The organism is Microcoleus sp. Pol12A5, from assembly GCF_036701435.1.
Classification (GTDB): Bacteria; Cyanobacteriota; Cyanobacteriia; order Cyanobacteriales; family Microcoleaceae; genus Microcoleus.
In genome coordinates, this window is sequence record NZ_JAUBQU010000016.1 from 42122 (window position 1) to 54891 (window position 12770).

14 protein-coding genes, 1 tRNA gene and 1 pseudogene are annotated in these 12770 nt (G+C 46.8%); 9 read left to right on the forward strand and 7 right to left on the reverse strand.

Annotation, left to right across the window (positions count from 1 at the left end):
- Positions 1-81: 81 nt before the first annotated feature.
- From yidC to QUA45_RS06760, 8 genes are all read left to right on the forward strand, one after another.
- Positions 82-1230: a membrane protein insertase YidC gene (gene yidC / locus QUA45_RS06725; protein WP_333073514.1), complete on the forward strand. Its 1149-nt coding sequence runs from the start codon at positions 82-84 to the stop codon at positions 1228-1230.
- 11 nt (positions 1231-1241) lie between these two features.
- A complete protein-coding gene (locus QUA45_RS06730; protein ID WP_333220033.1) occupies positions 1242-1715 on the forward strand; it encodes a R3H domain-containing nucleic acid-binding protein in 474 nt (157 codons plus the stop codon).
- Between the two features lie 90 nt (positions 1716-1805).
- Entirely contained in the window at positions 1806-2321 is a 516-nt protein-coding gene (locus tag QUA45_RS06735) for a YceD family protein (protein WP_333095807.1), read from the forward strand.
- Between the two features lie 18 nt (positions 2322-2339).
- The gene (locus QUA45_RS06740) at positions 2340-3848 is read left to right on the forward strand and encodes an AAA family ATPase (RefSeq protein WP_333220035.1); all 1509 of its coding nucleotides are present in this window, start codon (positions 2340-2342) and stop codon (positions 3846-3848) included.
- Positions 3849-4039: 191 nt separating this feature from the next.
- Positions 4040-4501, forward strand: a complete 462-nt coding sequence (locus QUA45_RS06745; RefSeq protein ID WP_333095805.1) for an SH3 domain-containing protein — start codon at positions 4040-4042, stop codon at positions 4499-4501.
- A 456-nt stretch (positions 4502-4957) separates the two neighbouring features.
- Entirely contained in the window at positions 4958-5134 is a 177-nt protein-coding gene (locus QUA45_RS06750) for a hypothetical protein (protein WP_333095804.1), read from the forward strand.
- Between the two features lie 754 nt (positions 5135-5888).
- Positions 5889-6077, forward strand: a complete 189-nt coding sequence (locus tag QUA45_RS06755; protein WP_333095803.1) for a hypothetical protein — start codon at positions 5889-5891, stop codon at positions 6075-6077.
- A gap of 41 nt (positions 6078-6118) precedes the next feature.
- Positions 6119-7696, forward strand: coding sequence for a peptidoglycan-binding protein (locus QUA45_RS06760; RefSeq protein ID WP_333220037.1), 1578 nt, complete (start codon positions 6119-6121; stop codon positions 7694-7696).
- 177 nt (positions 7697-7873) lie between these two features.
- Here QUA45_RS06760 and QUA45_RS06765 read toward each other — a convergent pair whose 3' ends face one another.
- The 4 genes and pseudogenes from QUA45_RS06765 to lipA form a co-directional block, all read right to left on the reverse strand.
- A complete protein-coding gene (locus tag QUA45_RS06765) occupies positions 7874-8401 on the reverse strand; it encodes a transcriptional repressor (protein ID WP_333095801.1) in 528 nt (175 codons plus the stop codon).
- A 358-nt stretch (positions 8402-8759) separates the two neighbouring features.
- A complete protein-coding gene (sigC, locus tag QUA45_RS06770; RefSeq protein ID WP_333073525.1) occupies positions 8760-10025 on the reverse strand; it encodes an RNA polymerase sigma factor SigC in 1266 nt (421 codons plus the stop codon).
- 520 nt (positions 10026-10545) lie between these two features.
- On the reverse strand, positions 10546-10719 hold the full coding sequence (locus QUA45_RS06775; RefSeq protein ID WP_333095800.1) for a hypothetical protein: 174 nt from the start codon (positions 10717-10719) through the stop codon (positions 10546-10548).
- Between the two features lie 92 nt (positions 10720-10811).
- Positions 10812-11687: pseudogene (gene lipA, locus QUA45_RS06780) on the reverse strand (lipoyl synthase); the annotation flags it as partial.
- A 91-nt stretch (positions 11688-11778) separates the two neighbouring features.
- Between lipA and QUA45_RS06785 the strand changes: the two are divergent.
- A tRNA-Pro gene (locus tag QUA45_RS06785) sits at positions 11779-11852 on the forward strand.
- A gap of 78 nt (positions 11853-11930) precedes the next feature.
- Here QUA45_RS06785 and QUA45_RS06790 read toward each other — a convergent pair.
- Genes QUA45_RS06790 through QUA45_RS06800 form a run of 3 tightly spaced genes read right to left on the reverse strand, consistent with a single transcriptional unit; the run spans position 11931 to position 12726 of the window.
- Complete coding sequence (locus QUA45_RS06790) at positions 11931-12185, reverse strand: flagellar alpha dynein (RefSeq protein WP_333095799.1); 255 nt, start codon at positions 12183-12185, stop codon at positions 11931-11933.
- On the reverse strand, positions 12179-12415 hold the full coding sequence (locus QUA45_RS06795) for a hypothetical protein (RefSeq protein ID WP_333095798.1): 237 nt from the start codon (positions 12413-12415) through the stop codon (positions 12179-12181). The genes QUA45_RS06790 and QUA45_RS06795 overlap by 7 nt, the downstream gene beginning before the upstream one ends.
- The gene (locus QUA45_RS06800; protein WP_333095797.1) at positions 12412-12726 is read right to left on the reverse strand and encodes a transposase; all 315 of its coding nucleotides are present in this window, start codon (positions 12724-12726) and stop codon (positions 12412-12414) included. The genes QUA45_RS06795 and QUA45_RS06800 overlap by 4 nt, the downstream gene beginning before the upstream one ends.
- Positions 12727-12770 lie beyond the last annotated feature (44 nt).

Below are 12770 nucleotides of genomic sequence, written 5' to 3' on the forward strand. Positions count from 1 at the left end.
AAAAATTGAGGCGGCTCGCCTTCAGCGGGTAAAAATAGTTCTCAACAGCAAACATAGAGCACCTAAATTAACTCAAAGCGAATGGATTTCGGTATCTCGTTTCTCTCCAACAACCTCATGCTCCCGATCCTAGATTTTTTCTACGGGATCGTGCCAAGCTACGGTTTAGCGATCGTAGCACTGACGCTCGTGATTCGCTTTGCTCTTTATCCTCTCAACGCAGGCTCTCTTCGCAATATGCGGCGCATGAAAGTAGCGCAGCCGTTGATGAAAGAGCGAGTAGATCAAATTCAAAAACTCTATAAAGACAATCCTGCCAAACAGCAGGAGGAAATGAGCAAAGTATACAAAGAATTTGGTAATCCTCTAGCAGGATGCTTCCCCTTGGTGCTGCAAATGCCAGTGCTGTTTGCGCTGTTTGCAACGCTCCGTGGCTCGCCGTTTTCTGACATAAATTACAGCGTCAACGTTCAAGTTTTGCCGAAAGAACAAATCGAAACTGTTCAACCGCAAGCTTTTGCTACACCGCCACAAAATATTTACGTCACAGGTACTTTTCATGCTCCTGTTGTGGGCGTAATTCCAGGCGGCGACAAACTCGCAGTCGGCGAAACAACCAAGATTAATTTTCAAACCCCAGAGGGCAAACCTCTTAAAGTTTTAGCGACAGAAAATAAGAGCGAAATCGACTTTGAACCCGGCTGGAAAGTCATCAAAGGCGAAGAAGTGGTCAAGGTAGATGAACAGGGCAACATCACGGCCTTAGCGCCCGGTGAAGCCACAGTTCAAGGCACAATCCCCGGATTGGCTTCTAACAAAGGATTCCTTTTTATTGAAGCTCTAGGCCGCGTGGGCGCGATCGACTCAGACGGTACAATCCACTGGGATATTTTGGTAATGATCCTGGGCTTCGGCATCAGTTTGTATATCAACCAAACTCTTTCAGGACAAGCACAAGGACCAAACGACAACCCCCAACAGGCTACAGTCAACAAACTGACGCCAGTCATATTTTCAGGGATGTTTTTGTTCTTCCCGCTGCCCGCAGGCGTGTTGATGTATATGCTGATTGCTAACATCTTCCAGACAGTTCAAGCGTTTATTTTGTCGCGAGAACCACTGCCGGAAAACCTGCAAAAAATAGTAGACGAAGCAGAGGCGAAAACCAAAAAAGATCAGGGATTAGATGCCCTTCCCTTTGAGCCAAAGCGTGCCAAGAAAAAGGCTTGATTTTAACAACAATGAAAGACTCTCAAATGCAGCGCGGACAGGCATGGTTAGAAGAATTGCTACAACTGTCCGCAATTCCTTCAAAAGTGGTATCCGAACAACGAGAAGATTGCTATTGGATGACAATAGATGAAAGCAATCTCACTCGAGAACAAGTTGCAATCTTAGTAGGGCAAAACGGTAATGTAATAGATGCCATTCAGTACCTCTGTAACACGGTTCAGAATATAGGTCAGGAAGTAGAGGAATCAATTCCTTATACAGTTGAACTAAATGGCTATCGCATCCGCCGCCAAGAGGAATTGCGATCGATGGCAGAGTACGCAGCAGATCAAGCCAGATCGACGGGAGTTGAAGTTGAAATAAAATCTCTCTCTTCGGCAGAACGCCGTCAAGTCCACAGCTTTTTAAGCGAATGTGAGGATATAGAAACTTACAGTCAAGGACAAGAACCCGATCGGCGTTTGGTAGTTCGCCTGCGCTGACGCTAAAGAAGGAAGAAGGAAGAAGGAAGAAGTTAAAAATTAACTATTCCTTTTGACCTTTGAATTCAAGAAGTAGGAAGGCAAAAGATTATGGAGACAATTTATATCCCTCATCTCCTCACAAAAAGTGAGCGGAAAGAGGTCATTGATTTTGAAGAATTTATCCCCGATTTAGAAACTCTTACTCCAGTGCGAGGACGACTACAAGTAACTCACCAAGGAAATTATCTTGAGGTGAAGGCGAAAGCAGAAACAATTGTTACTCTCACGTGCCACCGATGCTTGAAACAATACAATCATCGTTTAGCACTAAACTCATCGGAACTAATCTGGCTCGAAGAAACAGGAAATCAAACAGATTCAAGTTCAGCAGAAATAGAAGTTGCTTTAGAAGATTTGGTGGAAAATTTGTCCCCAAGCGGCTATTTCTCTCCGCGCGATTGGGTGTACGAGCAAATGTGTTTGGAGCTGCCGCACAAACAGATATGCGATACTGAATGTCCGGGAATTTCTTTAACTGATGATGCAACAAATACAGCAAGCTCCGAAACAGTCTCAGACAGTCGCTGGGCATCTCTGGAAGCACTTAAACGGCAATTGCCTTAGTCAGTTGACTAATAACTAATGACTATTTTTAGCGACGAGTTTGAACTACTGCTGCGATCGCGCTACCCCCTAATTTACATTCCCACACGGGAAGAAGAGCGCGTAGAAGCGGCGATCGCCCAAAGCGCCAAAAAACAAGGTTCTCGCGCCGTCTACATCTGGGATTTTGTTGATGGCTACCAAGGCAATCCCAACGATACAGGTTTTGGCAAGCGCAACCCGCTGCAAGCCTTGGAATTTCTCGAAAAATTGCCCGCCTCCGCGCCGGCAATTTTTATTCTGCGGGACTTTCAGCGGTTTTTGGAAGATGTCTCGATTTCCCGCAAGCTGCGGAATTTGGCGAGACTCCTCAAATCTGTACCCAAAAATATTGTCATCGTATCTCCTATAATTTCGATACCAGAAGACCTCAGCGAAGTGATGACTGTTTTGGAGTTTCCCCTGCCTGCTGCGGCGGAAATCAAAATTGAGGTGGAAAGGCTGTTAGGGGCAACCGGAAAAGCCATGGAAGGGCGTTTGCTTGATGAAATGGTGCGCTCTTGTCAAGGGTTGTCGATCGAACGAATCCGCCGAGTTTTGGCAAAGGCGATCGCCACCAGAGGCGAACTCCATCCCGACGACGCGGAACTGATTTTAGAAGAAAAGCGCCAAACAATTCGCCAAACTCAAATTCTGGATTTTTACCCAGCCCGCGAAAATATCTCCGATATCGGTGGTTTGGACAATCTCAAAGAATGGCTGCTGCGGCGCGGCGGTGCTTTTTCCGATCGAGCCCGCCAATACGGTTTGCCGCATCCCAGAGGTTTGTTGTTAGTCGGAATTCAAGGAACCGGAAAATCCTTAACAGCAAAGGCGATCGCCCACCACTGGCATTTGCCTTTGCTGCGGTTGGATGTCGGGCGCTTGTTTGCCGGATTAGTCGGAGAATCGGAATCCCGCACCAGGCAAATGATTCAGCTAGCGGAAGCTTTGGCCCCCTGCGTGCTTTGGATTGACGAGATTGACAAAGCTTTTGCGGGATTAGACGGTAAAGGAGATTCCGGGACAACCAGCCGGGTGTTCGGGACATTTATTACTTGGTTGGCAGAAAAAACTTCGCCGGTGTTTGTAGTCGCAACGGCCAACAACATCCAGTCTCTGCCACCAGAAATGCTGAGAAAAGGCAGGTTTGACGAAATATTTTTTGTGGGTTTGCCCAGCCAGGAGGAACGGCGGGCGATTTTTGAGGTACATTTGTTGCGGTTGCGATCGCACAGCATCAAAAATTACGATGTAGAGCGCTTGGCTTATGAAACTCCCGATTTTTCCGGGGCCGAAATCGAGCAAACTTTGATTGAAGCCATGCACATTGGGTTTAGCCAAAATCGAGACTTTACCACAGATGATATTTTAGAATCAGCTAGTCAGATGGTGCCCTTAGCCAGAACGGCTCAAGAACAAATCCAGTTTCTCCAAGATTGGGCCGCTGCGGGGAAAGCTCGCCTTGCTTCTAGATACGGCAGTTTGAGCCGCCGGATTCAAGGTTAAGCTTTTGAAGTCAGTAGTCAGTAGTTAGTAACCAGTTGTCAGTTGGCAGTTACCAGATTTTACTCAACATTCAACAGTCAACACTCAACAGTCAACCTTCTTCCCTCTTCCCTTCTGCCTTCTGCCTGACATCCGTTACATCCGTTACAGGATCCGTTGCCGAACTTCCTTCTTCCTTCATTTGCGGTTTTATGAACAGTGTATATAGCGTTTTCAAATTTTTAGTGGGTTTTCTGCTCGCGATCGTCCTGATGGCAGGTGCTAGCGTCGCTGCTGCACTTTACTTTGCCGCTAAGTTAACTACTGTGCCCGAAAAACCTGTTTTTCCCAACGACAAAACAGCAGTTCAGGTTGCAGGCGCAGCGCCGAAGTCAACAGCCCAGGCTAGCCCTGTTTCTACATCTAGCGATGCCCCGTCTCCGAAACCCCTGGAACCAGGAGCTTACCGAGCTGTGGTGACTCAGCCGATCGGCTTAATTCTCCGGGATACTGGTAGCCGAGACTCGAACCGTATTGGCGGTGTTGGTTACAAGGAAAAAGTCGTAGTTTTGGAAGAGTCGCCCGACAAAGAGTGGCAGCGAATTCGGATTGAGGATGACAATCGCGAGGGTTGGGTCAAAGGTGGCAATACTGAAAGAGTTGAGGGCGAATAGGAATTAGGCAAAATAGACAAAAAATATACTCCTCTGAGTGTGAGGGCAGCGAAGCAATTGTAGTGTGCAGGTTGTTTACCAACCCTGGGTTTTTTCCTGTCTCTGGCTCCAAATATCGAGATACATATTTATAAATAAAAGTCAAGTTAAATTTCTTTACGATATTTGCGATAGCAGTTTGATGCGCTGACACTGCAGGTGCAATCGCCCCTGCAAAATCCTGACCTTAAGATAAAAGCCCAGCAGGCAAAAGGTTTTAAAAGCTAAAACTCAACAGAAAAACTCAATAATACATAAACCTAACTTATGTGATTCAGGAGAGTATGTTAAGAACATTAGCAAAATTTTAAGGTTAGTTGCAAAACCCAGGCTGTTGTCACCGCCACAGAGGCAAGAGTGGTAGCTTGGATTACAAGATGTAAGTTTTCCGCTTAACAGCTACCAACAATAAAAAATATGTACGACAAACGTCCCGATCGAGATTTGGCGACTGCTGCTGTTACTGCAGCTTTGGGAGCTGGGATCGTTACCTCTTTTGCGGTGAGCAGAGGGCAAAACCCGCTGGTAGCCATCGCAATTACTATTTTTGCAGCGGGAGTAGCTGTAATTTGCGATCGGTTCGGCTTAATTTAACTCAATTGGCGTAAGTCCTACGCTGTAATTGTACTCAATTGGGCGTTGGGATATAAGCCAAGCAAGGTCTATGAAATAATCAAAAATTTCCTGATTTCTCACAAAAAGATGGTAAGATATCAGTGGTTGCGACCCACCCACTCGGCTGCAAACAATAGGTCACAGTAGCATTAGTATGCTTGCCAAGGATAACTGCGAGAGAAAAGGGGAAAAGACAGACCGCTGGTTATTGGGATACGTCCTAATGTGAAATACAATCTAAGTTTGTCATACGGAATAGTTTTTTGCCTTGGGAAACAGGGTTTCTGGGTGGGTTCCCTACGAAGGGATAAAGGCTGCAAAGCCAGAGATGCCGTGTAAGACTGGGATCGTCTTGAGTGACGAATATTCACCAATTGATATCCCCAACAGAGCAACGGCAAATAAGATACGAAGCCTACACGCTCACCGCAAGGTTAGTGTTAGGTATTTCACTACAAAGTCAACTTATCAAAAAATTCCCGCCCTATTTGCAACTAGCAAACGTGGGGGTTTTTAGTAGCTAGTTTTTTGGTTAATCAGCGGTACTTTCCTAGACGCACTCGCCACATGAAGAAGCCGCGTTTCTTAACAAAAAATCTGCAATTTCAGGCTCTTTAGCCGACCACAAATTAAGGTGATGACAGCCTGCTCGCAAGTCTTGTGGTAATTTCAGCGGCAGGCAGATAAAATATTAGCCAACACTACCTGACAACTTATTCTCTTTTGGTCTTAAATGCTAAGACTATGCCTGCAAACTTTTTTGCTGAGTCTCGCGTCTCTAGAAGCAGCGATGCTATCTTGGTTATTACCTGTAATTATTTTTGACGGTATTTTTTTAGAAAAACGGGTGCTTCGCGCTTTTCAAGTAGAACTTAGCGTTGGTAGAATCCAAGCCAAGCGTGCCAAAAATCATTTTTGGTAGTTTGCTCACACAACCCACCCACCATTTCACACTAAAAAATTATGGAATCTCTTGCTTACCTCGAACTTGCTCTTGTTTGCGAAGCACCCCTAGAGTCGAAAATTTTTGATAAACCCAAGTGGCAAAACCTATCGAGTCAAACTTACGTCCGTTTGCTGTCTCTGGCTTTGATGCTGTCGGTTTTGAGTGCAGCCGGTTCGGCTTTTGCTCAAATAGATCCGGGATATCCCAATTTGCGCTCTGTTCAAGACAGGTTGCGGGAACTCGGCTATTTTCCCAGATCTTCGACAGGTCAACTCGGCCCAGTTACTCAACAAGCTCTGACTAACTTTCAGCGAGACTATCAACTGTCGCTGACTGGTAGGCCCGATCGAGCTACTGTAATAGCACTTAACAGTTTGGCCGGGGATGACGATCGACCTTTTAAAACTATCTATACAAATTATAGGGAGCTGCGTTTTGGAGACGCGGGTGCAGATGTTTCGGCACTCCAGCGCAGGTTGAAGCAGCTAGGCTACTTCAGCGCGCATCCTACAGGGAGTTTTCGCGAAGTTACTCAAAATGCCGTTAGATACTTCCAGCGAATTAATCGGCTGCGGGTGACTGGAGTTGCCGATAGGCAAACTTTAGCTTTGCTGTTTGGTTCCACCCGGCCAATCCCCCCCGTTACGCTTCCAGGGGATATTTCGGGAAATGGCGGTTGCAAGGGGCTGCGGTTCGGGGACAGAGGGGCAACGGTAGACTTGATCCAGCGACAATTAAAAGCTTTGGGCTATTTTGAAGGCGGCGTTGACGGTAAGTTTCGGGAACGCACTCTCTACGCTGTGACTCGTTTTCAGCAAGATTACAATCTGGTTTCTGATGGTTGCGCTGACACTGCTACTTTGACTGCTATCGATGCCCAGATGAGGCAAGCTGAAATTACCTCATGGACTGAGGAAGATGACCAACAGATTAATGGCGGAGATTTTCTAGAGTTGGGCGACAGAGGCCGACAAGTAGAATTTGTGCAGCGGCGGCTGCAAGAATTGGGTTATTACAGGAGCCAGATTCACGGTTGGTTCGATCGACCAACTCAGGCAGCTTTGATCCGCTTTCAGAGAGATAGCGGGCTGTTCGGGACTGGAAGGGTCGATCGCAGCACTCGATCGGCTTTGCGGCAAGGCAACAGGCAGGCTGCAGCGCCTGTGCCGCAAATCGCCACTGGTCTGCGACGGGGCGATACTGGGGCTGTTGTCCGACAGCTTCAGTCTGCCCTCAGAAGTCTTGGCAAAAACCCCGGCCCGGTGAACGGAGTATTTGGAGCCGAGACCGAGTTTGCGGTGCTATCGTTTCAGCAGGAACGCAATTTGTCACCGGCGACGGGTATTGCCACTCCGGCGACTTTGGCTGCGCTCCGAAACGGATTAGCTGACCGGGTAGCTGTTCCTGCTGTTCCAATTAGCAGCAGTTTCAACTCTCGAGCGAGCATTCAGCAATTACAAAGGCGACTGCAAGACCTCGGCTTTTACACAGGCTCGATCAGCGGAGTTTTCGATGGTTCGACGAGAGACGCCCTCGATCGAGCTCAGCGCAGTTACGGGGTCAGCAGCGACGATTTGTTGAGCCAAACTTTTTAGCCCCAGGCTTGCGGACCCTACATCAAATAAATCGGGTTTCTCGTTTCCGACTCATTCCTGAAATGATGTATTTTTCTTAAGAAACCCGGTTTCCGCGTAACTGCGATCGCACTTGGGCTACCGATTTTTGTTAAAACTTGTAACAAGCCGTACTTGAAATGCGAAAATAGTGTACTGTCACTCGATTGAATCCGGGGCGCTGCTGCCGTTCTGGGCGATCGACCTCGGACAAGACCAATTGCTGGAAACCAAAGACGGCCATCCCATCCGCAAAGCTTCGTGACACACCGTATGAATGGTTAGCTGGCAGTCTAGCAGGTGCAACCCAGACTTTTCAGCTTGCTTCAGGCCAATTTTCAAAATCGAATCGTTATTAAATTCGATCGTCCTATTGCACTGAACGCAGACTAGGTGGTGGTGGTGATGCGGGTAAGGCTGGTTTATTTCATAGTGTTTGTGACCTTCTGCTAGTTCGAGTTCGCGGAGGAGGCTCATCCTTGCCATTAACTTTAAAGTTCGGTAAATGGTGGACAAGCTAATGTTTTCTCCGCGATTTTTTAACAAAGTGTACAAATCCTCCGCACTCAGGTGATTGCCTTTGGGGAGGTTCTGAAACACGTGCAAGATGGTTTCCCGTTGGGGAGTCATCCGCCAGCCTTTGTCATTGAGTTCGGATTTGAATGAGGACGCGGTATAAAGTGCCATAGTGACCCTCTCAAGAAAGTCTGCCTATTGACAATAATACACAACGATCGAGATATTTTGCAAATATCGCAGCTTATTGAAAAAAGATTGAGGAAAAAATTTGGTTTTTGATATTTTTTGACTTTTAACAAGCTTTATGAGTGAAAGCACCCAGGATAGAAGCCCCCATATTTATCCGTGGGGTCAATGCTTCAATCTAAAATCTAAAATCTAAAATCTAAAATCGATTGACTTGCTGCAGAGGACAGAGAAGTTGTTTAGAAGTAAATATTGTTACTTCTGCCGAATGCCTCATGCCTTCTGCACAAGTGCCAAATGCCTTGCTCCCCGATTAATCGCGCTGACTGACAGGCCAAATTTAAGTCAGAGACTCCAGATAGTCGCGCACGCGGTTGCGACGCTTGGGTTGGCGGAGTTTTTGCAAAGCTTTTGCTTCAATTTGGCGGACCCGCTCGCGGGACAAGTCGAGGGCACGACCGATTTCTGCCAGCGAATAGGGGTGTCCGTCGCCCAAACCAAAGCGCATCAGAATTACATCTCGCTCGCGACTGGTCAAATCTGCCAGCAGTTGCTGCAAGTCGCGGTGCAGAGCTTCTCGCATCAGCATTTCTTCTGGGGAGATGCTGTCGGTTTCGAGCAAGTCGCCCAACTCTGTATCTTTTTCGTTGCCCACTTTAGTTTCCAGAGAAACAGAACGGGGGACTCGCAGCAAAACTTCTCGGACTTGGGAGGCCGTCATGTCCAACTCGACAGCGATATCTTCGATCGTAGCTGTCCGACCTTTTTCTTGAGAAATTTTGCGCTGGGCTTTTTTGATTTTGTTAAGTTTTTCGGTAATGTGGACGGGGAGGCGAATGGTGCGGCTTTGAGTGGCGATAGCCCGCGTAATTCCCTGCCGAATCCACCAGTACGCATAGGTGCTAAACCGATAGCCCCGCGTCGGGTCAAACTTTTCTACAGCTCGCTCCAGTCCCAGAGTACCTTCTTGTATTAAGTCGAGCAATTCTAAACCGCGATTTTGATATTTTTTCGCCACCGAAACCACCAGGCGCAGGTTCGCCTTAATCATATGGTCTTTCGCTTCGACGCCTTCGGCTTGAACTCTTTCTATCGCCTCGACTGTCATCTCTGCTAACTCTGCCCACTGGCGCTTGCCTTCGGACATAATTCGCTTGAGTTCGGGCACGTCACCGACGCCGGCGGTTAATGCCCAGCGTTCCAGGGAAGGTTTATGTCCCAACTGTGCTGCTAACCGATCTCGCACTTCAATTAAATGCACAAAGCGCGCAATTAGCCCTTCTTCCTGGGAGGCGACGGTGTTGCGTAATTCCAGCAATTTGATATAGCGCTGAACTTTTTGAGCTTCCGAGACTTCTTCGTCTCTACCCAAGAGACGAACCCGACCTATTTCTTGGAGGTACAGGCGCACTAAATCTGTAGTGCGGCGGCTGGCATTTTTTTGCAATTTTGCTGCTGGGTCTGCATCTTCTGTCTCTGCTGGGTCTTGGTCGAGCAGTTCGTCTCCAGCTTCTTCAGCATCTTCGTCCAACACATCACCTTGCAAGGGATTGACTCGCAGTTGTTCGTCGAATTCAGCTTCAGCGTAAAAAGAGGTGGCTGGCATAGTGATTTTCTCAGTTGCTCCGGGTGAAAAGATGCTACGCTTAGCGGTTATTTATAATTAAGATGCCCACTTAGTTAAAACGAAGCATCACCGCTTTGTGTTTCTTTACTAACTTTCCTGACTTTTCTGCTGTTGTTCGATCGAACTTTTGCTGCCCCACTTGTTTTACCAAGATTCTGGAAAACGCTAAGAACTTTCTGATGTAACAGGTTGAAGGCCCGAAAAGTGTGTTGTACTTCTTTGTTTATGTAGCTAGTATAGATAGTGACTGGCTAGAAACAAGTGACGTTAGTCAGAAGTTAAGTTAATCTTCATCACCAATAAGCTGGTTCCCGATCACTTCGGAAAATTAACCATTTTTTTAATAAAACTTTATATAACTCGGCGCTCTAGATTAAAAATACCTTAGTGAACGGAGACGTTTAATCCATTACAGCATATGGGCTTGAGAGTTGCTAGAGTCCGCAGTAGCGAGTTATTGGCTGACGCAAAAACCGGGTTTCTTCCTCAAATTTCTGGATTAAAACCTAGAAGTTTGAGGAAGAAACCCGGTTTCTGGATCTCTTTTGGGTAAGTCGCGACTTTGAGGCGACGATCGACTGATAATTGTTTTGGTGTTGGCTGCTGCTTCCGGCTTAACATCACGCCCCGAACACCAGCATTTGAAACCGGGTTTTTTGCCCAGGGCGTACATATCAAGCGCAAGTTTTTCCTCGCTGTTACCCGGTTGATGGGGTTTTAGTGAGAATGGTGAGATCGGGCGCGAGTCAACTCGAATTAAAATCGCTAGCGTGGGTAAAGTTTCATCAGTTCCCTCACCTGTTCGGCGTGATAGGAACTGCGAGTTAAGGGAGAAGCTACAACTTGCAAGAATCCCAAAGATTCGCCAAACTTTCTCCAAGCATCAAACTGTTCCGGAGGCACAAAGTTTTCTACGTTCAAGTGCTTTTGAGTCGGTTGCAGGTACTGTCCAACTGTTAAAATATCGCAGCCGACAGCCCGTAAGTCCTGCATCGCCTCCCGAATTTCGGTGTCTGTTTCTCCTAGTCCCACCATGATGCCGGATTTGGTGTAAACCCCAGGTGCGAGTTCGCGGCTTCGCTGCAATAGTTCCAAGGTGCGATCGTACTTTCCTTGTGGCCGCACCTTGCGGTAAAGTCGCTTTACGGTTTCGGTATTGTGGTTGAGTACCTCTGGCCGGGCTGCGAGAATGATTTCTAAAGCCTGCCAGTTGCCGCACAAGTCAGGAATCAAAACTTCTATAGTTGTATCGGGCATCGCCGATCGTACTGCTTGAATGCACTCGACAAACTGAGACGCGCCCCCATCCGGCAAATCGTCCCGGTTGACAGAGGTAATCACGACGTGGTTGAGTTTGAGCCGCTGGACCGCCTGCGCCAATCTTTGGGGTTCCGTGGGATCTAAAGGTTGGGGCTTTTTCTCAAAATCGATGTCGCAGTAAGGACAGGCGCGGGTACAAGCCGGGCCCATAATCAAAAATGTCGCAGTACCTGCGTTGAAACATTCGCCGATGTTCGGACACGACGCCTCCTCGCAAACCGTATTCAGGGATAAATCCCGCAAAATTTCTTTGACGTTGCCGACGCGCTCCCACTGGGGGGCTTTAACTCGCAACCACTGGGGCTTAACTGTCACGTCTGTCTCCGCCTGAGTAGTGTTTTACAAATAATTATATACGAGCTTGCTAATTTTTAACTTGAATGTGATAAGCTAAAAATATAGTGACTAATTTCGGGATGTAGCGCAGCTTGGTAGCGCACCTCGTTCGGGACGAGGGGGTCGCAGGTTCAAATCCTGTCATCCCGATTGACTTTAACTCTTTACATGTAACGGATTTCAGATTTATTACTCTCTAGGATATTCCATTTTCTGCTCATCCTTAGCTCAGTCCGACTCTTCTAAGTAGCTGAGTAGCCCCAAAACTGCTTCCATGTCCGCCAAGTCTGCCCTTGACTTTTTGCGCCGCGCTTTTAACTGATCGAGCATATCGGTCGGCTCTGCAGATTCTGCAACGGTCGGAGCTGAGTTTTTATTTTGTTCCCGTGAGCGCCGTGCTTCCTTGAGTTCTGCCTCAAACATCTGCACCTTCAGTCCTAAGTCGCCGTTGCCAGAGTATAGAACCCATTTGACATCTAACAAGAGGGTGCAAGCCTTCTAATCATCAACCTAATAAAACAAAGGTTGAGCTTCGCAGTCGCCGCTGTCAAACTTCTCTCAAAGTTCTTCACCAAAATTTTACATTTTTCCATCCAAGCATTTGACCGTTCAATGACCCACCTTGCTTTAACTGGGACAAATCCTGATTTCCCTTGAGCTTTTTTTTCAGCTTTTGATGGCTTTTCTGAAAGTTCAAACTTGATTTTTGTCATAATTTCTGGAGATTTTTTTTTAACTCTTTTGTGAGATATTCGGGATGATAGCCATTGTCTAGTAAGAGTGTAATTTTCGGAATATTTAGAGGTTTGGACTTAAAATAATCGAGATTTAAAGTCAACATTTCAATCAAACCAGCATCATCTGATACACTAGCTTTTGTACAGTGGGTAAACAATGGAAACCCAAGTGTATCAACGGCTAGGTGTCTTTTAATACCATTTGTAGATTTGTAGAAACAAAAGCCTTTTGACTCAATACTAGCATTACAAGTATTTTTTACGGCTTGTGAGTCTATCATCATCATCAATCTAGTCCATTTGGCTTTTTTTTTACCTGCTCACGCACTTG